Origin of the sequence: Streptomyces sp. NPDC005266 (genome assembly GCF_040607655.1) — a bacterium.
GTDB lineage: Bacteria > Actinomycetota > Actinomycetes > Streptomycetales > Streptomycetaceae > Streptomyces.
The window spans coordinates 43242-66367 of the sequence record NZ_JBEXHC010000005.1; the positions used below are offsets into that span (position 1 = coordinate 43242).

The window sequence follows — 23126 nt, forward strand, 5'->3', positions numbered from 1 at the left end:
GCAACGCGGTCGGCCAGCTCCCCGGCCTCCTCGTCCTCGGCGTCGCGCAGCAGTACCTCGGTCCGGGCCAGTTGCTCGGCGACCGTCACCAGCCGGCCCGCCGCGGAAACGCCATGGCCCCGCACCCCCGCTCAGCCGGCGTCCTTCCGCATCCCCTCAACGGTGCGCTCCAGCTCGGCAACGCGGTCGGCCAGCTCCCCGGCCTCCTCGTCCTCGGCGTCGCGCAGCAGTACCTCGGTCCGGGCCAGTTGCTCGGCGACCGTCACCAGCCGGTCCGCCGCGGGGGCGCGGTCGCCGGCGAGCCGCTGCCGTAGCTGCTCGGCCTGGGCCTCCAGCTGGCGGTTCTTGCGGTGCAGCTCCAGGAAGACATTGACCTTCGTCCGCAGCAGCCAGGGGTCGAAGGGTTTGGTGAGGAAGTCGGCGGCGCCGATCGCATAGCCCCGGTAGGCGTAGTCGGAGTCGGCGTCGGTGCCGGTGAGCAGGATGATCGGGACGTCCTTGGTCTGGTCGAGCCGCTTGATGTTGGCGGCGGTCTCGAAGCCGTCCATGCCCGGCATCAGCACATCGAGCAGCACGACGGCGAAGTCCTGGCGCAGCATCGCCTTCAGCGCCTCCTCGCCGGAGCGGGCGCGGACGAGCTGCTGATCGAGCGGGCCGAGGACGGCTTCCAGCGCGATCAGGTTCTCCTCCATGTCGTCGACGATCAGGATTCCGGCCTTGTCGGTCGTGCTGACGCTCATGTCTCCCCCTGTCCGGTCTTCGGCGGCCCCGTCTCCGCGCCCTCCGGATCGAGCAGATCGACGATGGCGGACATCAGCCGGTCCACCTCCACCGGTTTGGGGACATAGCCGTCGGCACCGCTGTCGATCGCCTTTTCGCGGTCGCCGGGCATGGCCTTGGCAGTGAGGGCGATGATCGGCAGATCGGCGAGCCGGGGGGTGCCGCGGATGGCCCGGATCGTCTCGTAGCCGTCCATCTCGGGCATCATCACGTCCATCAGGACCAGGGACACATCCGGATTGCGGTGCAGCACCTCCAGGCCCTCGCGGCCGTTCTCGGCGTATTTCACGGACACGCCGACCCGGCCCAGCACATGGGTGAGCGCGAAGACGTTCCGGATGTCGTCGTCCACGATGAGGATGCGACGGCCCCCCATCACCCGGGCGGGGCGTCCGTGCTGCCACTCCTGGAGCCGGGCGCTCTCCGACCAGGCCTCGTCACCGCCGCCGTGGCCGCCGTCGGCGTCACCGCGACCACCCCCGGGGCCTTCCGGCGCCTTCTCCTTGGTGCCGAGGCCGATCACGCCGCCCGTATCGCCGAACACCCCACTGGGCGCGTGGTCGGCGGTGTCCGGCAGCGGCTCCTCCGGCGCGTGGAGCACCGCCGGGACGGTGGAGCCGGAGGCCCGGGGGTCGGCGGGGTCGGGCACCTGGACGACGCCTCGGAAGTGCGAGGGGATGTAGAGGGTGAAGCGGGAGCCGACGCCCAGTTCGCTCTCGGCGACGATCCGGCCGCCCAGCATTCCGGCGATCTCCCGGCTGATGGACAGCCCGAGACCGGTGCCGCCGTACTTGCGGCTGGTGGTGCCGTCGGACTGCTGGAACGCCTCGAAGATCACCGGCAGCTTCTCCGGGGGGATGCCGATGCCGGTGTCCGAGACGGAGAAGGCGACGACGGCCTCCGCGCCCCGCAGCGTCTCTTCCTCGAACCGCACTCCGGACGGCCGCTCGACGCGCAGGGTGACGCCGCCGGACGAGGTGAATTTCACCGCGTTGGAGAGCAGATTGCGCAGGATCTGCTGGAGCCGCTGCTCATCGGAGAACAGCTCGCGGGGGACGTCCTCGCCGACGGTGATCTCGAAGGACAGCCCCTGGTCGATGGCGAGCGGCCGGAAGGTGGCGTTCACATAGTCGAGCACCTTGACCAGCGGCAGCTTCTTCGGACGGACGTCCATCCGGCCGGCCTCGATCTTCGACAGATCCAGGATGTCGTTGATCAGCTGGAGCAGATCGGCGCCGGAGCGGTGGATGGTGTCGGCGAACTGCACCTCCTGGGAGGAGAGCCGGCCTTCGGCGTTGTCGGCGAGCAGCCGGGCCAGGATGAGCAGGGAGTTGAGCGGGGTGCGCAGCTCATGCGACATATTGGCCAGGAACTCGGACTTGTACTGCGAGGCGGTGGCCAGCAGCGCGGCCTTCTCCTCCAGCTCCGCGTTGGAGCGCTGCAGCTCGTTGGAGCGCTGGCGCAGCTCGGCGGTCAGCCGCTGGGACTCGGAGAGCAGCGACTCGGTGCGGGCGTTGGCGATGATCGTGTTGATCGAGACGCCGATGGTGTTGACGAACTGGTCGAGGAAGGCCAGGTGGACCTCGCTGAACCGGCTGAAGGAGGCCAGTTCGATCACTCCGAGCACCTGGTCCTCGAAGAGGATCGGCAGGATGACGACGCTGGCCGGGAGCGCGGAGCCGAGTCCGGAGTTGATGGTGATGTAGTCGGGCGGGACATCGGTGATCAGGATGCGCTTCTTCTCCAGGGCCGCCTGGGCGACCAGCCCGCGGCCGGCGGTGCCGGTCCGCGGCAGCGGTGCGTTGTCCTGGTCGGTGCCGTAGCCGGCGATCAGCTGGAGGCCCTCACCGGGCTGGGCGCCGGCCGCGCTGAGGAAGAACGCCCCGAACTGCGCGTTCACCAGCGGGGTCAGCTCGCGCAGGATCAGGTCGGCGACCTCGACGAGATCCCGGTGGCCCTGCATCAGGGAGGCGATGCGGGCCAGGTTGGACTCCAGCCAGTCCTTGGCCCGGGTGGTCTCGCGGAGGTTGGTGACCATCAGATTGACGTTGTTCTTCAGCTCGGCGACCTCGCCCTGGGCCTCGACCGAGATGGACCCCGACATATCGCCCTGGGCGACGGCGGAGGCGACCTCGGCGATGGCCCGCACCTGGGTGGTCAGATTGAGGGCGAGCTCATTGACGCCGGTGGTCAGCCGCTTCCAGGTGCCGTAGACCGCCTCGACCCGGGCCTGGCCGCCCAGCCGGCCCTCGCTGCCGACCTCCCGGGCGACGCGGGTCACCTCGGAGGAGAACGCGGAGAGCGTGTCGACCATCGTGTTGATGGTGGTCTTCAGCTCCAGGATCTCGCCGCGCGCGTCCACGTCGATCTTCTTGGACAGATCGCCCCGGGCGACGGCGGTGGCGACCTGCGCGATGTTGCGGACCTGGGAGGTCAGGTTGGACGCCATGAAGTTGACGTTGTCCGTCAGGTCCCTCCAGACCCCCGAGGCTCCCGGGACCTGGGCCCGGCCGCCGAGCATGCCCTCGGTGCCGACCTCGCGGGCCACCCGGGTCACCTCGTCCGCGAAGGCCCGCAGCTGCTCGACCATGGTATTGACGGTGTCCTTCAGCTCCAGGATCTCCCCGCGGGCGTCCACCGTGATCTTCTTGGACAGATCGCCGTCGGCGACCGCCGTGGTCACCTGGGCGATATTGCGCACCTGGGAGGTCAGGTTCAGGGCCATGGAGTTGACGTTCTGGGTAAGGTCCTTCCAGACCCCGGAGACCCCGCGCACCTGAGCCTGGCCGCCCAGGTTGCCCTCGGTGCCGACCTCGCGGGCCACCCGGGTCACCTCGTCGGCGAACGACGACAGCCGGTCGACCATGGTGTTGATCGTCGACTTCAGCTCCAGGATCTCGCCCTTCGCCTCCACCGTGATCGTCTTGCCCAGATCACCCTCCGCCACGGCCGTGGCGACCTGCGCGATGTTGCGGACCTGGGAGGTCAGGTTGTCCGCCATCAAGTTGACGTTCTCGGTGAGGTCCTTCCAGACCCCGGAGACCCCGCGCACCTGCGCCCGGCCGCCGAGCCGGCCCTCGGTGCCGACCTCGCGGGCCACCCGGGTCACCTCGTCCGCGAAGGCGGAGAGCTGGTCGACCATCGTGTTGATCGTCGACTTCAGCTGCAGGATCTCGCCGCGGGCGTCCACGGTGATCTTCTGCGAGAGATCGCCGTTGGCGACCGCCGTGGTGACCTGCGCGAGGTTGCGGACCTGGGACGTCAGGTTGGACGCCATGAAGTTGACGCTGTCCGTCAGGTCCTCCCAGACCCCGGAGACGCCGCGCACCTGCGCCCGGCCGCCCAGCTCGCCCTCGGTGCCCACCTCGCGGGCCACCCGGGTCACCTCGTCGGCGAAGGCGCAGAGCTGATCGACCATCGTGTTCACGGTCAGCTTCAGCTCCAGCAGTTCGCCGGTGGCCTCGACCGTGACCTGCTGGGTGAGGTCGCCGCGCGCGACCGCGGTGGTCACCCCGGCGATGTCCCGGACCTGCGCGGTCAGCCGCGCGGCCATGGTGTTGACGGCCTCGGTCACCACGCGCCAGTCGCCGGTCAGCCCCCGCACGGAGGCCCGGCCGCCCAGCCGGCCCTCGATGCCGACCTCACGGGCCACCCGGGTCAGCTCGCCGGTGAACAGGGACAGCTGGTCCACCGTACGGTTCACGCCCAGGCCCAGCCGGCGCAGATCGCCGCGGACCTGACGGTTGCCGTCGTGCAGATCCACCCGCCGGGTCAGATCGCCCGCCGCGACCGCGTCCAGCACCCGGGTGGCGTTGGAGACCGGCCCGACCAGGGCGTCCACCAGCTGATTGGCCGCGTCCACGCTGGTCGTCCACTCCCCCTGGCCCGGACTGGCCGTGAGCCGCTCGTCCAGTCTGCCGTGACGCGCGACCTCGCGGCGCACGCGCTGCAGCTCTCCGGCCAGATGCGCGTTGCGCGCGGCCAACTGGTTGAACACCCCGGCCATCTCGCCGGCCAGGCCCTCGCCCCCGCCGTCCATGCGGACCGTGAAGTCCCCGTCGCACAAGGCGTGCATCGCCGCCAGCAGGGAGCGCGACTCGGCCGGGTGACCGGCCTCCTCACCGCGCGCCGGGCCCGACGCCGGGGCGGGCTCCGGGGATTCCCCGGGCCGTGGGGCGCGGGCGGTGTCGGTGGGGATCGGGTCGAGTGCCATGGCGTCGCCCCTTGAAGATCACTTCATATGCCCCCGTCTGTCATAATATGGCACCTATATGGACTAATCCGCCCTTCATGCCCAGGAGCTGCACGTGGGAGTCCTGCTTCCCCTCTCGCGTGAGTCCGTCTCGCGGACGACGCTGCCCGGAAGCGTGCGCGCTCCCGGCGCCGCGCGTGCCTTCGTCCGTACGGCGCTGACGGCGCAGGGCGCGAGCGAGACGCTGGGGCTCGGCACGGTCAGCGACCGGCTGATCGATGACGCGACGCTGCTGGTGAGCGAGCTGGCCACCAACGCGGTGCTGCATGCGGGCACCCGGGTCGAGATCATCTGCCGGCTTCAGGGCGGGGAGGCCGATGACGCCACCGCCACGGAACGGCCGGCCGCCCTGGAAGGGCCGGCCGTCGTCAAGGAGCCGCCGCGCCGCCCGGGGATCGTCGTCGAGGTGACGGACCTCCATCCCGCCAGCGCGGTCCACGGCGGCCCCGAGGGCAAGGGCCAGGGCCGCGGCCGCGGCCTCCAGCTGATCGGCGCGCTCGCCGAGTCCTGGGGCGTGACGTACCACCGCACCCGTAAGACCGTCTGGTTCCGGCTGGCCGCCGAGGAGGAACCGGAGCTGCGTACCATCCCCGCCGGGGCGCTCGGCCATGAGCTGCGCTTCGCCGAGACCCTCGCCCCCGCCCCGCCGCGCGGCTCCCGCGACCCGACCGCCGAATGGGTCGACCGCGGCGGGCCGTCATTCCTCGCCGAGGCCAGCGAACTGCTCACCGGGCAGCTCGACGAGAACATGGTCGCCGCCCTCGCGGGACAGCTGCTGGTCCCCCGGCTGGCCGACTGGTGCGCGGTGTGGCTGAGCACCGACAGCGGCGGGCTGGAGCTCGCCCGCGTCTGGCACAACGACGAGCGCCGCATCGACGCGCTGCGCATGGTGCTGGAGGAGGGGCCGCCGCCGACCGGGCTCGAGATCGGGGGCACCCCGTGGCCCTGGCCCGAGATCGCGGACCCCCGGGGCACGGGCGGGTCCGCGGTCTGCTTCCCGCTCGTCGCCCACAGCCGCAGCCACGGTGTGCTCCTGCTCGGGCGGGCCGGTGCGACCCGGATGTCCGGGGGTGTGATGCGGCTCTCGGAGGATGTGGCGCGGCGGATGGCCCAGGCGGTGGCCACGGCCCGGCAGTACACCCGGCAGGCGACCATCAGCCGGGCGCTCCAGCGCCGCCAGCTGCCCATGTCGCTCGCCCGGATCCCGGGGGTCGACTCGGCGATCGTCTACGAGCCGCACGGCGAGGGCCAGACCGTCGGCGGCGACTTCTACGACCTGTTCCCGATGACCGCCCGGCGCTGGTGCTTCCTGCTCGGGGACGTCTGCGGCAGCGATCCGGAGGCCATGTCGGTCACCGGGCTCGCCCGGCATCTGGTGCGGCTGCTGGCCCGGGAGGGCCACGGCGTCGAGTCGGTCCTCAACCGGCTGAACCAGGCGCTGGTGGAGGAGGACGCGGAGGCGGCGGCGCTCGGCGGCGAGCAGGCCCGGCCCCGGTTTCTGAGCCTGCTCTACGGAGAGCTGGAGCCGGACCTGGCCAGGGGCGGGGCCGGGTGCACGCTGGCCAGCGCCGGCCATCCGCTGCCGCTCCTGCTGGCCGTCGACGGCTCGGTCTCGGCCGCGGCCACCCCCCAGCTCCTGCTCGGCATCGTGGACAGCCCCGGCTTCCACGCCGACACCTGTCACCTCGCGCCCGGCGAGACGCTGCTGTGCGTCACCGACGGGGTCACCGAGCGGCGGAACGGCAAGCGGGAGCTGGACGACGACGACGGCCTCGCCGACATCCTGCGCGGCTGCGTCGGGCTCGGCGCCCAGGCCGTCGCGGAGCGGGTGCGGCGCACCGCGCACGACTTCGGCACCGAGCCGATCGACGACGATCTCGCGGTGCTGGTGCTGGAGGCGGAGATGCGAGAGCCAACCCGTCCGGCGATGTGAGAAGACGTCCGAAGGGCGTCCGGGGACCCGGGGCACATCCCCCGGGACACCATTCAGTCGGCCAGGCCCGCGAGGTCGCGCAGGCGCCGGGCCTGGGCGGCGCGCTCGGCGGTCCGCTGCTCCTCGTACGTACGGTCCACGGCGCCTCGCAGCAGCGCCTTCGTCTCGATCACCGCGTCCCGGGGCGCGGCGAGAAGGGCCGCGGCCAGGTCCCGGGCCGCGGCGTCCAGCTCGGCGGCGGGGACGACGAGGTTGGCCAGGCCCGTCCGCTCGGCCTCATCGGCGTGGACGAGGCGCCCGGTCGCGCAGATCTCCAGCGCCCGGGCGTACCCCACCAGCCCGACCAGCGGATGCGTACCCGTGAGGTCGGGCACCAGACCGAGGCTGGTCTCGCGCATCGCGAACTGCACGTCGTCCGCGCACACCCGCAGATCGCAGGCGAGGGCGAGCTGGAAGCCGGCGCCGATGGCATGGCCCTGGACGGCGGCGATGGACACGATGTCGTTCCGCCGCCACCAGGTGAACGCCTCCTGGTACTCGGCTATGGCGGCGTCCAGCTCGCTGTCGGAGCCGCGCGCCAGATCGATGAAGGACGGCTCGCCGTCGAACCCCTCGGGCGCGAACGCCTGCCGGTCAAGGCCTGCCGAGAAGGACTTGCCCTCGGCGCGCAGCACGACGACGCGCACGCCGCCGGTCACCAGCCGTCCGGCCTCGGCCAGCGCCCGCCACAGCGCGGGCGACTGGGCGTTGCGCTTGGCCGGGTTGGTCAGGGTCACCGTGGCGACCGCGTCATCGATGGTGAGCTGAACGCCGTCCTTGTCGAGCAGGGTCACAGGAGCCTCCGCTGGGCTGCAGTCAGTACAAGTGACTGCACAGTAACCACCCGGCCGAACCGACGATCAGCCGGGTGGCACCGTCCCTGCCCGCCGATGACGACGGAGCGAGCGGGCGATCAGGCCGATGCGGCCTTCTTGCCTCGCGTCGCGCCACCGCGACCACGCAGGGAAACTCCCGATTCGCTGAGCATCCGGTGAACGAATCCATAGGAGCGGCCGGTCTCCTCGGCCAGCGCCCTGATGCTCGCACCGGAGTCGTACTTCTTCTTCAGGTCTGCCGCGAGCTTTTCGCGCGCGGCGCCGGTCACCCGGCTGCCCTTCTTCAGAGTCTCGGCCACCCGTGCCTCCTCATGGGAAGTGCGCTCTGGACTCTCATGATCACCCCTACACGCCGTCCTGGCCACCCATTCGGCAAGGTCTGTGGATGAAGGATTCCCTGAAATCGCGGCGCGACGGCCTTCGGAACCCAGGATTCCGGTGCGGTTCGCCCTGACAGTCTTTCGTATTCAGCGACGAAGAGGCAGGTCAGGGCATACGCGACAAGGACCGGCTCATCCTGGACCGGCGCACGGTACGCTCCGCGCGCCGGTCGCCCGCGACGCGCCGCGATACCAGCCGTTCTCACTCAGATGATGGATCACGCCTAGGCCGAATGATCTACAGGAAGTGGATCAGACGGGAAGAATCGGACGTCAGGCGCCTCGACGGGCGCTCCCAGGGGCGCTCCGACGGGGCGAGCCGGGGCCCGCCCGGGCGTCAGGCGAGCGCGACCAGATCCGCGTAGTCCTCGCCCCACAGGTCCTCGACCCCGTCCGGCAGCAAAATAATGCGCTCCGGCTGCAGGGCGTCGACCGCGCCCTCGTCGTGGGTCACCAGCACCACCGCACCGGTGAAGGTGCGCAGCGCGCCGAGGATCTCCTCACGGCTGGCCGGGTCGAGGTTGTTGGTCGGCTCGTCGAGGAGCAGCACATTGGCCGAGGAGACGACCAGGGTGGCCAGCGCGAGCCGGGTCTTCTCACCGCCGGAGAGCACTCCGGCGGGCTTGTCCACGTCGTCGCCGGAGAACAGGAAGGACCCGAGCGTCTTACGGATGTCGACGAGGTCGAGGTCCGGGGCGGCGGAGCGCATGTTCTCCAGGACGGTGCGGTCCGGGTCCAGCGTCTCGTGCTCCTGCGCGTAGTAGCCGAGCTTCAGCCCGTGGCCGGGGATCACCTGGCCGGTGTCCGGCTTCTCGACCCCCGCCAGCAGCCGCAGCAGGGTCGTCTTGCCGGCGCCGTTCAGGCCGAGGATGACGACGCGGGAGCCCTTGTCGACGGCCAGATTCACATCGGTGAAGATCTCCAGCGAACCGTAGGACTTCGACAGGCCCTCGGCAGTCAGCGGGGTCTTGCCGCACGGGGCCGGGTCCGGGAAGCGCAGCTTGGCCACCTTGTCGGACTGCCGTACGTCCTCAAGGCCCGCGAGCAGCTTCTCGGCGCGGCGGGCCATGTTCTGCGCGGCCACGGTCTTGGTGGCCTTGGCGCGCATCTTGTCGGCCTGGGAGTTGAGGGCCGCGGCCTTCTTCTCGGCGTTGGCGCGCTCGCGCTTGCGGCGCTTCTCATCGGCCTCGCGCTGGGCCTGGTAGAGCTTCCAGCCCATGTTGTAGACGTCGATCACCGAGCGGTTGGCGTCCAGGTAGAAGACCTTGTTGACAACCGTCTCGACGAGATCGACATCATGTGAGATCACGATGAAGCCGCCGCTGTAGGTCTTCAGGTAGTCGCGCAGCCAGATGATCGAGTCGGCGTCGAGGTGGTTCGTCGGCTCGTCCAGCAGCAGGACGTCGGAGTCCGAGAAGAGGATCCGGGCCAGCTCGACCCGGCGCCGCTGACCGCCGGAGAGCGTATGGAGCGGCTGGCCCAGCACCCGGTCGGGCAGGCCGAGGCTGGCGGCGATGGTCGCGGCCTCCGCCTCGGCGGCGTAACCGCCCTTGGTGAGGAACTCGGTCTCCAGGCGCTCGTACTTCTTCATCGCGCGCTCGCGGGTGGCGCCCTTGCCGTTGGCCATACGCTCCTCGTTCTCCCGCATCTTGCGGAGCACGGAATCGAGGTCGCGGGCGGACAGGACGCGGTCGCGGGCGAGGACATCGAGATCGCCGGTGCGCGGGTCCTGCGGAAGGTAGCCGACCTGGCCCGAGCGGGTGATCGTGCCGCCGGCCGGGATGCCCTCACCGGCCAGGCACTTGGTGAGGGTGGTCTTGCCCGCGCCATTGCGGCCGACCAGGCCGACGCGGTCGCCCTTGGCGATACGGAAGGAAGCGGACTCGATGAGGACACGGGCGCCGGCACGCAACTCGACGCCAGAGGCGGTGATCAAGGGGAATACTCCAGGGCAGGAAGGACGGCGGACGGGACGGGCGAGGTCGGGCCGACGCCGTCTAATGCACGAGGAGAATTGCCATGCGGCTAGTTTACCGGGGGCGGGCAAGTCGTTTTTCCCCGGTGCCTGGCCCGGTCCTCCCCGCTGTCAGACCCCGCCGGTGTGCACCTGGAAGGCCGCGCGGCGGACCGCCTTGGCGAGGGCCGGATCGGGGTGGGCGGCGGCCAGCGCCACCAGGACCTGCACGGTGCGGGGGTGGCCCACGCCCCGTACCTCCACCAGCAGCGCGGGCACGGTGCCCTGGACGGCGGACTCCAGGTGGCGGACGAGCAGCGCGCTCTCCCCGTGGTCGGAGATGGCGGCGGCGGTGTCCACCCACAGCCAGGTGGCCTCCTCGCGGGTGAGCGCGTCCAGCGCCTCCTCCGGGTCGGCGCCCTCGTGCTCGGCCAGCCAGATGAGGGCGTACGGGCGCAGGCACGATTCGTCCACGGCGGCCCGTACGGAGGGCTCGGCGGGCGCCCCGACCACGCGCAGCGCCTCGAAGGCCAGACCCCGCAGCAGCGCGTCGTCGCCGCGCGCCGCGTCGATGAGCTCGGTGACGGCGCTTCCCACGGGGCGGGCGGCCAGCCAGGCCCGGTACTCGGCACGGGCGGGGCCCGGGGTCAGGCCAGCGCAGCCGCGCAGCATGTCGGCGGCGGGCTGCTCGATGTTCCCGGCGGGGCTCTGGGCGGCGACGCAGATCTGCTCCAGCTTGACCCACACCGCCCAGTTGCCGAGCGCGGTGAGCACGGCCTCACGCCGGCCGCCCGCCGCGCCCCCGGGGCCGTCCTCGGTGCTGTCCCGCACGGTGAGCGCCCCCACGGAGGCGAGCGCGTCCAGGGCCCAGTCCAGGAGCCTCTCCAGGACCTCCTCGTCGTCCTCGGCGGTCCCGGGGGTGGCCGGGGCGCCGCCGACCGGCTCCAGGGCCTCCCCGGCGCCCTGGGGGACCTCACAGCGCTCGGTGCGCAGCTCCGCCACGCGCTGCCGCAACATGTCCAGCAGCACGGGGATCTGGACCGGGCCCGCCGACAGCTGGAGCAGCGAGAGCAGCTGCGGTACGGCCTCCACGACCTCGGCGACCGCCGAGGGCTCCGCCGTCTCCGGGGCGGGGCAGGCCAGGGACCACGCGTCGAGCAGCGCGACCCAGCCGCGCAGCACCGCGCTGTCGTCGCGGTCCCACGCGTGGAGCCGCCAGCCGGGGCGGGAGGTGCCGGCGTGGTACTCGACGAGGCCGACGAGGCGGGCCCGGTCCCAGTCGGCCCGTACCTCGCGCCGGCTCCGGCCCAGCGCGGCGGCGGCCCGCGCGGCGGCCTCGTCGGAGAGCGCGCCGGGCGCGCCGTGCTCGGTCGCCGCCCAGTGGGCGATCTCCACGGCACCGGCGAGTCCCGATCTGGCCTGCCGTGCCAGCTCCGCGGGGGGCGGGGTGCCCTCGGGCGGGCGGGGCGCCGGTCTGGAGCCGCGATTCGGCGCGGGCCGGCGGGCGGTGGCCAGCGGCCGGTTGCTGACGAGTCGGAGCCGGGAGTCGCGCGGAGTACGGGACGTCACGGGAGCAGTCTCGCCGTTGACGGCCCGAAAGCCCAATCGGCACCCGTCCGGCGGTCGCCGCCGGCGGATGCCGGTCGCTAGGCGGGCATCCGCGCGGAGCTGCCCGAGTCGCCGCGGCAGGCGCTGAGCGGATGCGGTGAAGTTCGCCGCTGATCCCTCGCCGTTCGGCCTGGCCGAGGGCTTGGACGCCGAGAAGGATCAGCACGTGACTTCGCCGTAACCGCTTAGAGGAGCGGCGTCAGAAAGCGCCGCAGAACCTCTTCGTACCCGTGCGGATCCGCGTTCCACATGGCGGCGTGCGGGGCCTGCCGGACGGTGTGAAGGGTGACCAGTTCGGACCTGCGTGCGGCGAGTTCGCGCGAGACGCTCCAGGGGGCGAGGGTGTCGTCGGGGCCGTGGAAGAGGAGCGTCGGCACGGCCAGCCGCTCGGGGTCGCAGGCCTCCGCGAGCGCGCTCTCGCCGAGCCCGCGCCCCTCGGCGGCCCGCATCACCAGCGGCAGCAGCGCGGCGGGGGTGCCGTGGGCCAGGGCGAGGGCGCGCAGGGTGGCCCGCCAGTCGAGCACCGGGGAGTCCAGCACGATGCCGCGGACGCGGTGCCGCAGCGCGGAGTTGGCGGCGGCGTGCAGGGCCATCGTGGCGCCGGTGGACCAGCCGTGCAGCACGATGTCCTGGGCTCCGTACCGCACCGCGTAGCGGATGGCCGCGTCCAGGTCGCGCCACTCGATGTCGCCGAGGTGGCCTATGCGGTCCTCGGGGCGGGGGGCGCCGGGGTCACCGCGGTAGGCGAGGTCGAGCACCGGGACCCGCAGCCGCCTCAGGAAGGGCATGACGACCATAGGGTGTTCACGGGTGGTGCCCAGGCCATGGGTGGTGATCACCCAGGTGGTGCGTTCCCCGGGGATGAACCACGCGGGCAGCGGGCCGAGTTCGCCGGGCACGTCGACGTCGGCGTGGTCGATGCCGAGGGTGTCCCGCGGATTGCCGTTGTGCACCTGCGGGGTGAGCCGGACCCGCGCGCCGGGTTCGAGGGCGCCGTGGGTGATCGCCTCCAGGCGGCGTACGACGCAGTCGGCGGGGTGCGGGACGTCCTCGATGACGGGGCCGACGACGGCGTGGCAGTCGCGGCCCGCGAGGCCGTAGGTGCCGGGGCGCAGCGAGGCGAGCGAGCGGGTCAGGGTGATCCGGCCGTCATCGGTCCCGTGCACGGTGAGCGGGGGTTCGTTCGGCAGCGGACGGTCGGGGGCCGGTTTGAGCGCAGCACCAATGGCGTACCGTCCGGCCGCCACTGCGGCCGCGCCGACACTCAGGAGGCTGGCGGCGGCCGCAGCCGCCGTTGTCCGCAGACGCATCCCTCCCAGTGTGAGCGGGAAGCCGCCCATCGGCCAGACGGGCGCATCCGGTCGGGCGGTCCGGCCCCGGCGGGGCGGCTCAGCGGGGTTGGCCGTAGCCGTGCAGCTTCTCGGCGGCGCGGGCCAGCTCGTCCGGCGGGATCAGGGCGGGGGCGCGGCCGGGGACGGCGGCGGCGGCGGTGAGCCAGACCCGGCACATCCATTCGAGCTGGGCGGTGCGGTCGTACGCCTGGTCCAGGGTCGCTCCGTGAACGACGGTGCCGTGGTTGCGCAGCAGACAGCCGCTGCGGTCGCGCAGCGCCTCGAGCATGGCGTCGGCCAGCTCGTCGGTGCCGTAGAGCGCGTATCCCGCGACCCGGACCGGCCCGCCGAGCGCGCCGGTCATGTAGTGGATCGCGGGGACCTCGTCGACCAGGGTGGAGACGGCCGTGGCGTGGACGGCGTGGGTGTGGACGACGGCCGCGGCGTCCGTGGTGCGGTAGACGGCCAGATGCATGGGAAGCTCACTGGTGGGCGCGAGCGTTCCGAGAACCTGCCGGCCGTCGAGGTCGACACCCACCGCGTCGCGCGGGCCGAGCCGGTCGTAGGGGACGCCGCTCGGGGTCACCAGGACGGTGTCGCCGACCCGGGCCGAGACATTGCCCGAGGTGCCCACGACGAGGCCGTCGGCGGTGGTTCTGCGGGCCGTGCGGACCACCTGGGCCCAGGCCTGCCGCAGGGGCCGGGTCAGCCGCGGCCGTCGCGGGGATGGCGACTGGGTCACACGCCCTCACCTCCGGGGCCGATCCTGCCAGGTGCCCGGGGCGAGGGGCAGGGCGGGGCCGGACCCTTTCACCCCTTGCGGAGCGCCTCTTGGGCCCGCCTTTCACCCTTGCGGAGCGCCTCTTGGGCCCGGGGGAAACGCCGTCGGGGAACGCCGCTCAAACCCCGTATGACGTACGAAAGTACGGCGGGAGTCGGGCCGACGCCGCACTCTCTCCGCCGCGTCACCGTCACGCCGGACTCAGTTCACCTTCCGTTCATCCAGTTTCCTTACGTTCACCGTGCTGATACCGACCTTCGAACTGATTGACCGGGTGTATGGAACACATCACGCTTCTCATCGGGATCGTGATCATCACGGCCTTGGTGTTCGACTTCACGAACGGCTTCCACGACACCGCCAACGCCATGGCCACCACCATCTCCACAGGAGCACTCGGTCCCCGGGTGGCAGTGGCGATGTCGGCGGTCCTCAACCTCATCGGCGCGTTCCTGTCCGTGGAGGTCGCCAAGACCATCTCCGGAGGGATCCTCGACGAGGATTCCGGCATCCGACCCGAAGTGATCTTCGCGGGTCTGGTCGGCGCCATCCTCTGGAACCTGGTGACCTGGCTCGCCGGGCTCCCCTCCAGCTCCTCGCACGCTCTCTTCGGCGGCCTCATCGGCGCCACCGTGGTATCCGTCGGCCTGGACGGGGTCAACGGCGACGCGATCGTCATGAAGGTGCTCATCCCGGCCGTCGCGGCGCCGATCGTGGCCGGACTCGCCACGATGGCCGCCACCCGGCTCACCTACCGGCTGGGCCGCGGCCGCTCCTCCGAGGACACCGCGAAGGGCTACCGGGCCGGCCAGATCGCCTCGGCCGCCCTGGTCTCCCTCGCCCACGGCACCAACGACGCCCAGAAGACGATGGGTGTGATCACCCTGGCGCTGGTCACCGGCGGCGTCGTCGCGCCGGACTCCGACCCGCCGCTGTGGGTCATCGTCTCCGCGGGCCTGGCCATCGCGCTCGGCACCTACCTGGGTGGCTGGCGCATCATCCGCACCATGGGCAAGGGCATCACCGACATCCAGCCGCCGCAGGGCTTCGCCGCCCAGACCGGTGCCGCGACGGTCATCCTCGCCTCCTCCCACATCGGCTTCGCGCTGTCCACCACCCAGGTCTGCTCCGGTGCCGTGATGGGCGCGGGGGTCGGCCGCAAGGGCTCGGTGGTGCGCTGGTCGACCGCGGGCCGCATGGTCATGGCGTGGGTGCTGACCCTGCCGGCCGCGGGTCTGATCGCCGGCGCCGCGGCGCTGCTGGCCGACCAGGGCAACGGGGGCGTCACGGCGGTCGCCGTGCTTGCCGTCCTGGCCTGCGGGGCGATCTGGGCGCTGTCGCGCCGCAAGCCCGTGGACCACACCAACGTCAACGAGGCCGGGCCCGCCGAGCCGGTGGGCGCCGTCACCGCCGCCCTCCAGTCCGTCGCCCCGCCGCCCGTAGGCGGCGCGCCCGCCGCCGACACCACCGGGGCCACCACCGCGAGCAGCGCCCCGGAGCCCACCGAAGCGCCCGCCACGGAAACCACCCCCACCCCCGCCGCCGCGGCGACCAGCACCACCAGCTAAAGGGAGCTACGCAATGAGCATCGACTGGGCGGCACTCGGCCAGGTCTTCGGCATCAGCCTCACGGTGACGGTCGGCATCGTCGGCGTCTTCACCCTGGGGATCGTCGGCACGTCCCGGAAGAGCCGGCCGCAGCCGCAGGACGGCACGGCCGTCGTGGTGGCGGTGCCGGGCGACGGCTCCACGGTCGCCCGCACCGGCGCGTACGCCTGCTTCGCGCTGTGCGCCTCGGTCGTGGCGTACGGCATCTATCTGATCGTCGCCTGAGGACCGCGCGTCCCCGACCGACCCCACCGACCGCCGGGCTGCGGCGCTGGTCAGCGCCGCAGCCCGGCGGTCGGTCCATGTGGGCCTCGGCACACTCTCGCATCGCGGGTCATAGGCGAGTTGACGGCCCTTCGCGGCCCATGGTGGACTTCCCGAGCCAAACGGCGGCAGGAGAGGAAGCCGGTGAGAATCCGGCGCGGTCCCGCCACTGTCACCGGGGAGCGCTCTCTCATCGCCTGTACGGGTCACGGCTCGTCCATATGGTTCGTCCGTATGCGGAGCTGGAAGGCCGGGAGAACCGCGGATCCGGGAGCCAGGAGACTCTCACCGCCGGTCACGTCGAGCCAGGGCGCGGACCCTGAGTGAGGACATACCGCCATGCCCGGCCCTGTCACGCCGCCAGCCCCACCTGTCCGTACGCCGCTGCGCCGAGGCGCGACGGCGGGCTGACGGATGCGTGCCGACCACGCCTCGTACGCGTGCGGCGCCGCCCTCGGCTTCCTCGGTGACCTCGCCCTGGGCGATCCGCGCCGCGGTCATCCGGTGGCCGCGTTCGGGCGCGCCGCCGCGGCCGCCGAGCGGCGGCTGTGGCGCGACCACCGCGGCCACGGAGCCCTGCACACCGCGGTGTGCGCGGGCGGCGCGGCCCTCGGTGCCGCGCTGCTGACGCGCACCGTACGGGCCCTCGCCGGGCCCCGTGCGCCGCAGATCGCGCTGACCGCCGCCGCCACCTGGGCCGTGCTGGGCGGTACGACGCTCCGGCGTGAGGCGCGGGCTGTCGGCGACGCGCTGGCCGCCGGAGACCTCCACACGGCCCGGGAGCGGCTGCCGCATCTGTGCGGACGCGACCCGCAGGCGCTGGACGGGCAGCAGATGGCCCGCGCGGTCGTCGAGTCGGTCGCCGAGAACACCTCCGACGCCGTCGTGGGCGCGCTGGTGTGGGGAGCCGTGGGCGGGGTACCGGGCCTCATCGGCTTCCGCGCAATCAACACCCTGGACGCCATGGTGGGTCACAAGTCGCCGCGCTACCGGCGGTTCGGATGGGCGGCGGCCCGCCTGGACGACGCCGCCGGCTGGCCCGGTGCGCGCCTCACCGCCGCCCTGGCCACCCTCGCCGGCCCCGACCCGCGCGGCGCGTGGCGCGCCTGGCGGCGGGACGGCCGGCGCCACCCGAGCCCCAACGCGGGCCCGGTGGAGGCGTCCTTCGCGGGCGCGCTCGGCGTACGGCTGGGCGGCACCCTCGCCTACGGCGGCCGGGTCGAGCACCGGCCGGTGCTCAACGCCGGTGGGCGGGCCGTCCAGACCGCCGACATCGACCGCGCGGTACGGCTGTCGCGCCGCGTCGGCGCGCTGGCGCTGCTGACGTCGATCGCGGCAAGGACCGTTGTGGGCAATCGTTCGGCGGGGCGGAACGGGTGGGCACAACCCATCCACCGGCCCGTACCCGGCAACGAAAGGGCAAGCCGATGACGGGGCCGGGCCACGGCCTACTGGTCGCGGGGACGACCTCCGACGCGGGCAAGAGCGTGGTGACGGCCGGGATCTGCCGGTGGCTCGCCCGCAAGGGCATCCGGGTGGCGCCCTTCAAGGCGCAGAACATGTCGCTCAACTCCTTCGTCACCCGGGACGGCGCGGAGATCGGGCGCGCGCAGGCGATGCAGGCCGCCGCCGCGCGCGTCGAGCCGAGCGCCCTGATGAACCCCGTCCTGCTGAAGCCGGGAAGCGACCGCAGCAGCCAAGTGGTGCTGCTGGGCAAGCCGGTGGGCGAGCTGAGCGCCCGCGGCTACCACAGCGAGCGGCGCGAGGCGCTGCTCGGGACCGTCACCGAGTGCCTGGCGGAGCTTCGGCGCACCCATGACGCGGTGATCTGCGAGGGCGCGGGCAGCCCGGCCGAGATCAATCTGCGCCGCACCGACATCGTCAACATGGGGCTCGCGCGGGCCGCCGGGCTGCCGGTCGTGGTGGTCGGCGACATCGACCGCGGCGGCGTCTTCGCGTCCTTCTTCGGCACGACCGCGCTGCTGTCGGCACAGGACCAGCGGCATATCGCCGGCTATATGGTCAACAAGTTCCGCGGCGATGTGACCCTGCTGAAGCCCGGTCTGGAGATGCTGCGCGGCCTGACCGGGCGGCCGACCGTCGGCGTGCTCCCGTTCGCCCATGGGCTGGGCATCGACGAGGAGGACGGGCTGCGCGTCTCGCTGCGCGGCGCGGTGCGCGAGAGCGTCGTCGCGCCCCCGTACGGCGCGGATGTGCTGCGGGTCGCGGTCGCCGCCGTACCCCTGATGTCCAACTTTACGGATGTGGACGCGCTGGCCGCCGAACCGGGCGTGATCGTACGCTTCGTGGACCGGCCGGAGGAGCTGGCCGACGCCGATCTGGTGGTGCTGCCGGGCACGCGCGGGACGGTACGGGCGCTGGAGTGGCTGCGCGAGCGCGGGCTCGCGGACGCGATCGCGCGCCGGGCCGCCGAGGGGCGGCCGGTGCTGGGCATCTGCGGCGGCTTCCAGGTGCTCGGCGAGCGCATCGAGGACGAGGTGGAGTCGAAGGCCGGGACGGTCGCGGGGCTGGGCCTGCTGCCGGTGCGGGTGCGGTTCGCGGCGGAGAAGACCCTGGCCCGGCCGGTGGGCGAGGCGCTCGGTGAGCGGGTGGAGGGCTACGAGATCCACCACGGGGTCGCCGAGCTGCGGGGCGGCGCCGAAGAACCCTTCCTGGACGGCTGCCGGGTGGGCTCGGTGTGGGGCACGCACTGGCACGGCTCGCTGGAGAGCGACGGCTTCCGGCGCGCCTTTCTGCGGCGGGTGGCCGCCGCGGCGGGCCGGGCGTTCGTACCGGCGCCGGACACCCGGTTCGGGGAGCTGCGCGAGGAGCAACTCGACCGGCTCGGCGATCTGATCGAGGAGCACGCGGACACGGACGCGCTGCTGCGGCTCATCGAGGACGGTCTGCCGGACGGACTGCCCTTTGTGCCACCGGGGGCGCCCCCGGCACCCGGGGAGACCTCCGCCGCCGCGGAGACGACAGGGCGCGAACCGCCGTCCTGTTCGCAGTCCCCGGGACACCCCCGCGACAGCGGGGACGACACCGACACCGTCGCGCGAAACGCCGACGAGGGCATCCCACGCCGAAGCGACTCACTCGAAAGGGGCACAAGCTGATGGCTTCAGCCACTTACCCGTTCACCGCGGTGGTCGGGATGGACGACATGCGGCTCGGCTTGCTGCTCAACGCGGTCTCACCCTCGATCGGCGGGGTACTGGTACGTGGCGAGAAAGGGACAGCCAAGAGCACAGCTGTCAGAGGGATCGCCTCACTCCTGCCGGAGATCGAGGTCGTCGCCGGGTGCCGGTTCTCCTGCGATCCGGCGGCGCCCGACCCGTCCTGCCCGGACGGGCCGCATGAGCCGCGGACCGGGGCCGTGCGCCCCGCGCGGATGGTCGAACTGCCCGTCGGTGCCTCCGAGGACCGGCTGGTCGGGGCGCTCGACATCGAGCGGGCGCTGTCGGACGGGGTCAAGGCATTCGAGCCGGGACTGCTGGCGGACGCGCACCGCGGGGTGCTCTACGTCGACGAGGTCAATCTGCTGCACGACCATCTCATCGACCTGCTGCTCGACGCGGCCGCCATGGGCGCCTCCTATGTGGAGCGCGAGGGCGTATCGGTCCGGCACGCGGCGCGCTTTCTGCTGGTGGGCACCATGAACCCCGAAGAGGGCGAGCTGCGGCCGCAGTTGCTGGACCGCTTCGGGCTGACGGTCGAGGTCTCGGCCTCCCGGGACACCGACGAGCGGGTCGAGGTGGTGCGGCGGCGGCTGGCGTACGACGAGGACCCGGATGGATTCGCGGGGCGCTGGGCGGCGGACGAGGGCGCCCTGCGGGAGCGCATCGCCGCGGCGCGCGCCCTGCTGCCCGAGGTGCGGCTGGGCGACCGTGCGCTGCGGCAGATCGCGGCGGTGTGCGCCGGGTTCGAGGTGGACGGGATGCGCGCGGACATCGTGACGGCCCGTACGGCGACGGCGCTGGCCGCGTGGGCCGGGCGCACCCGGGTGCGGACCGAGGACGTACGGGAGGCGGCGCTGCTCTCGCTCCCCCACCGGCGGCGGCGGGCCCCGTTCGACGCGCCGGGGCTGGACGAGGACAAGCTCGACGAGATCCTCAGGCAGTTCGAGGAGGACGAGCCCGACCCCGAGCCGGACCAGGACACCGGTTCCCGGAGTCCTGGCGATCCTGACGGGCCCGACGACGATCCGGGCGGGCCGGGCGGCCCCGAGGGGCCCGACGGCCCTGACGGACCGGGCGGGGGCCGGCCGCAGGACGGCGGGCAGGACCAGGCGCCGCCCCCGGCGCCCGAGCCGTCCGTCCCCGGGCAGCGGCCGGGCGAGGAGACACCCGCCGAGCCCGGACCCACCGACGCCACCCAGGAGTCCGAGGTGACCCAGGAGGCGGGCGCGGGGACGGGCGGAGGCGGCGGCGAGCGGGCGGCCGTGGGCGCCGCCGAGCCGTTCCGCACGCTCCGGCTCGACGTTCCGGGGCTGGGCGAGGGGGCGGCCGGGCGCCGCTCGCGCGCCCGCACCGCGCACGGCCGCACCACCGGTGCGCGCCGCCCTCGGGGGACGCTCTCCTCGCTGCATCTGACGGCGACCGTACGGGCCGCCGCCCCGCATCAGCACGCGCGCGGGCGGCGCGGCCCCGGTCTGCTGGTGCGCCGCGACGACCTGCGCGAGGCGGTGCGCGAGGGCCGGGAGGGCAATCTCGTGCTGTTCGTCGTGGACGCCTCGGGGTCGATGGCCGCCCGGCAGCGGATGAGCGCCATCAAGGGCGCGGTGCTCTCGCTGCTGCTCGACGCCTATCAGCGGCGGGACAAGGTCGGTCTGATCACCTTCCGGGGCTCGGCCGCGGAACTGGCCCTGCCGCCCACGTCGTCCGTGGACGCGGCCGCCGCACGGCTGGAGAAGCTGCCGACCGGCGGGCGTACGCCGCTGGCGGCCGGACTGCTGAAGGCCCGCGAGGTGCTGCGGGTGGAGCGGCTGCGCGACCCCTCGCGCCGCCCGCTGCTGGTCGTGGTGACCGACGGGCGGGCCACGGAGGCGAAGAAGACCGGCGGGTCCACAGCCGTCGCGCGGGCCGGGCTCGCGGCGCGGATGCTCGCGGGCGACGGGGTCGCCTCGGTGGTCGTCGACTGCGAGTCGGGGCCGGTGCGGCTGGGGCTGGCGGGCGCGCTCGCCCGCGAGTTGCGGGCCACGCCGGTGACGCTCGACGAGCTCCGGGCGGACAGCGTGACCGCGCTCGTCCGCGACGTACGGACCGTATCCCACACACGGAGGGCTGCCTGATGCCGCAAGGACAACCGACCGTCGTCCCCGACGACGGGCTGACCACCCGCCAGCGCCGCAACCGTCCGCTGGTGCTCGTCCACACCGGGGTGGGCAAGGGCAAGTCGACCGCCGCGTTCGGGCTGGCGCTGCGGGCGTGGAACCAGAACTGGCCGGTCGGTGTATTTCAGTTTGTGAAGTCCGCGAAATGGCGGGTCGGCGAGGAGCGTGCGCTGCGCGTCCTCGGCGACTCGGGCGAGGGGGGGACCGTCGCATGGCACAAGATGGGCGAGGGCTGGTCCTGGGTCCAGCGCGACATCGCTTCCAGCGAGGAGGCGGCGCGCGAGGGATGGGAGCAGGTCAAGCGCGATCTCGCGGCGGAGACATACCGGCTGTATGTGCTGGACGAGTTCGCGTATCCGATGCACTGGGGATGGGTGGACCCGGACGAGGTGGTGTCGGTGCTGCGGGACCGGCCGGGGACACAGCACGTCGTCATCACGGGGCGTAACGCGCCGGCGCAGCTGCTGGACTTCGCCGATCTGGTCACCGACATGTCCAAGGTCAAGCACCCGATGGACGCCGGTCAGAAGGGCCAGCGAGGCATCGAGTGGTGACGGTCCCGCGCCTGGTCGTCGCCGCTCCGGCCTCCGGCAGCGGCAAGACGACCGTGGCCGCGGGGCTGATGGCCGCCTTCGCGGAGCGCGGTCTGGATGTGTCCCCGCACAAGGTGGGGCCGGACTACATCGATCCTGGCTATCACGCGCTCGCCGTCGCGTCCTCGCGTGGTGGCCGGGGTGGGCGCACCCGTCCCGGCCGCAATCTGGACGCCTATCTCTGCGGTCCGGGCCGGATCGCTCCGCTGTTCCTCCATGGGGCGGCCGGCTGCGATCTGGCCCTGGTCGAGGGCGTGATGGGGTTGTTCGACGGGGCGGCCGGGCAGGGCGAGCTGGCGTCCACGGCGCATGTGGCCAAGCTGCTGCGCGCCCCTGTGGTGCTGGTCGTGGACGCGTCGTCTCAGTCCCGGTCGGTGGCGGCGCTGGTGCACGGCTTCGCGTCCTGGGACCCCCAGGTGCGGGTCGCGGGGGTGATCCTCAACAAGGTCGGCTCGGACCGCCACGAGACGATGCTGCGCGAGGCCCTGGAGGGGGCGGGGGTGCCGGTGTTCGGGGTGCTGCGCCGCACCGGGGACGTACGGGCCCCGAGCCGTCATCTGGGTCTGGTGCCGGTGGCCGAGCGCCATGCGGAGGCGGTCGATTCGGTGGCCGCGCTGGCGGCACGGGTGCGCGAGGGATGCGATCTGGACGGTCTGCTGGCGCTGGCCCGCAGCGCGCCGCCGCTGCCGGACGCGGCCTGGGATCCGGTGGCGGAGGTGCGCCGGGCGGCAGGCCCGGCGCCGGCCGGCGCCCCGGACCCGGCCACCGGCCCGGACCCGGCCACCGGCCCGGACCTGGACACGGAAGGGGCCCGGCCGGTGGTCGCCGTGGCGGGCGGGGCCGCGTTCACCTTCTCGTACGCGGAGCACAGCGAGCTGCTCACCGCCGCCGGCGCGCGGGTCGTCCCCTTCGATCCGCTGCGGGACGAGCGCCTCCCGGAGGGCACCGGCGGTCTGGTGATCGGCGGCGGCTTCCCGGAGGTGTACGCGCCCGAGCTGTCCGCGAACGAGCCGCTGCGCGCGGCGGTCGCCCGGCTCGCGGCGGCGGGCGCACCCATCGCCGCCGAGTGTGCCGGCCTGCTGTATCTGGCGCGCTCGCTCGACGGGCAGCCGATGTGCGGGGTGCTGGACGCCACGGCACATATGTCGGAACGTCTGACGCTCGGCTACCGTGAGGCGGTGGCCGTCTCCGACACCTCCCTCGCCGCCGCCGGGACGCGGGTGCGCGGCCATGAGTTCCACCGCACCACCATCGAGCCGGGCGCGGGGCCGGAGCCCGCCTGGGGGCTCGTCCACCCGGAGCGTCGCGTCGAAGGGTTCGCACAGGGAGAAGTGCATGCCTCGTATCTGCATGTGCACTGGGCCGCGGTTCCCGGGGCGGCGGTGCGGTTCGTCGCCGGATGCGCGCTCCCTGTCGGGTGAACCGGGGCGGT

At 73.0% G+C, this 23126-nt stretch carries 16 protein-coding genes and 1 riboswitch; of the genes, 8 read left to right on the forward strand and 8 right to left on the reverse strand.

Annotated features, from left to right (window positions below; all coding sequences use genetic code 11):
* Positions 1-131: 131 nt before the first annotated feature.
* Together ABZU99_RS11430 and ABZU99_RS11435 are read right to left on the reverse strand one after the other, a co-directional pair.
* Positions 132-740 carry a response regulator gene (locus ABZU99_RS11430; RefSeq protein ID WP_355952308.1) on the reverse strand — a complete coding sequence of 203 codons (609 nt, stop codon included), beginning with the start codon at positions 738-740 and terminating at the stop codon, positions 132-134.
* Positions 737-4993 carry a HAMP domain-containing protein gene (locus ABZU99_RS11435; protein WP_356047437.1) on the reverse strand — a complete coding sequence of 1419 codons (4257 nt, stop codon included), beginning with the start codon at positions 4991-4993 and terminating at the stop codon, positions 737-739. Before ABZU99_RS11435 ends, ABZU99_RS11430 begins: the two co-directional genes overlap by 4 nt.
* A gap of 94 nt (positions 4994-5087) precedes the next feature.
* On the opposite strand from ABZU99_RS11435, the gene ABZU99_RS11440 reads away from it, so the two are divergent.
* Positions 5088-6965 (forward strand): SpoIIE family protein phosphatase, encoded by a 1878-nt coding sequence (locus ABZU99_RS11440; RefSeq protein WP_356047436.1) that lies wholly within the window; start codon positions 5088-5090, stop codon positions 6963-6965.
* Between the two features lie 53 nt (positions 6966-7018).
* On the opposite strand, the gene ABZU99_RS11445 is transcribed toward ABZU99_RS11440, so the two are convergent.
* The 6 genes from ABZU99_RS11445 to ABZU99_RS11470 form a co-directional block, all read right to left on the reverse strand.
* Positions 7019-7798, reverse strand: a complete 780-nt coding sequence (locus tag ABZU99_RS11445; RefSeq protein WP_355952300.1) for an enoyl-CoA hydratase/isomerase family protein — start codon at positions 7796-7798, stop codon at positions 7019-7021.
* A gap of 119 nt (positions 7799-7917) precedes the next feature.
* A complete protein-coding gene (locus ABZU99_RS11450) occupies positions 7918-8139 on the reverse strand; it encodes a helix-turn-helix domain-containing protein (protein WP_009718933.1) in 222 nt (73 codons plus the stop codon).
* A gap of 418 nt (positions 8140-8557) precedes the next feature.
* Positions 8558-10156: an ABC-F family ATP-binding cassette domain-containing protein gene (locus ABZU99_RS11455; protein WP_356047435.1), complete on the reverse strand. Its 1599-nt coding sequence runs from the start codon at positions 10154-10156 to the stop codon at positions 8558-8560.
* 150 nt (positions 10157-10306) lie between these two features.
* Positions 10307-11743, reverse strand: a complete 1437-nt coding sequence (locus tag ABZU99_RS11460) for a hypothetical protein (protein ID WP_356047434.1) — start codon at positions 11741-11743, stop codon at positions 10307-10309.
* Positions 11744-11967: 224 nt separating this feature from the next.
* Positions 11968-13092, reverse strand: coding sequence for an alpha/beta fold hydrolase (locus ABZU99_RS11465; protein ID WP_356047432.1), 1125 nt, complete (start codon positions 13090-13092; stop codon positions 11968-11970).
* A 79-nt stretch (positions 13093-13171) separates the two neighbouring features.
* Positions 13172-13855: a class II aldolase/adducin family protein gene (locus ABZU99_RS11470; protein WP_356047431.1), complete on the reverse strand. Its 684-nt coding sequence runs from the start codon at positions 13853-13855 to the stop codon at positions 13172-13174.
* Between the two features lie 317 nt (positions 13856-14172).
* On the opposite strand from ABZU99_RS11470, the gene ABZU99_RS11475 reads away from it, so the two are divergent.
* The 7 genes from ABZU99_RS11475 to ABZU99_RS11505 all read left to right on the forward strand — a co-directional run bounded on the left by ABZU99_RS11475 (position 14173) and on the right by ABZU99_RS11505 (position 23115).
* Positions 14173-15462, forward strand: coding sequence for an inorganic phosphate transporter (locus ABZU99_RS11475; RefSeq protein WP_356047430.1), 1290 nt, complete (start codon positions 14173-14175; stop codon positions 15460-15462).
* A 13-nt stretch (positions 15463-15475) separates the two neighbouring features.
* Positions 15476-15727: a hypothetical protein gene (locus ABZU99_RS11480; protein ID WP_355952285.1), complete on the forward strand. Its 252-nt coding sequence runs from the start codon at positions 15476-15478 to the stop codon at positions 15725-15727.
* Between the two features lie 172 nt (positions 15728-15899).
* Positions 15900-16051: riboswitch (cobalamin riboswitch) on the forward strand.
* 129 nt (positions 16052-16180) lie between these two features.
* Positions 16181-17197, forward strand: a complete 1017-nt coding sequence (locus tag ABZU99_RS11485; protein ID WP_356047427.1) for a cobalamin biosynthesis protein — start codon at positions 16181-16183, stop codon at positions 17195-17197.
* Entirely contained in the window at positions 17194-18885 is a 1692-nt protein-coding gene (locus tag ABZU99_RS11490; RefSeq protein WP_356047425.1) for a cobyric acid synthase, read from the forward strand. Before ABZU99_RS11485 ends, ABZU99_RS11490 begins: the two co-directional genes overlap by 4 nt.
* Entirely contained in the window at positions 18885-21059 is a 2175-nt protein-coding gene (locus tag ABZU99_RS11495) for a putative cobaltochelatase (RefSeq protein WP_356047423.1), read from the forward strand. The genes ABZU99_RS11490 and ABZU99_RS11495 overlap by 1 nt, the downstream gene beginning before the upstream one ends.
* Positions 21059-21655, forward strand: coding sequence for a cob(I)yrinic acid a,c-diamide adenosyltransferase (gene cobO / locus ABZU99_RS11500; RefSeq protein ID WP_355847316.1), 597 nt, complete (start codon positions 21059-21061; stop codon positions 21653-21655). The genes ABZU99_RS11495 and cobO overlap by 1 nt, the downstream gene beginning before the upstream one ends.
* Positions 21649-23115 carry a cobyrinate a,c-diamide synthase gene (locus ABZU99_RS11505; RefSeq protein WP_356047421.1) on the forward strand — a complete coding sequence of 489 codons (1467 nt, stop codon included), beginning with the start codon at positions 21649-21651 and terminating at the stop codon, positions 23113-23115. Before cobO ends, ABZU99_RS11505 begins: the two co-directional genes overlap by 7 nt.
* The last annotated feature ends 11 nt before the right edge of the window (positions 23116-23126 follow it).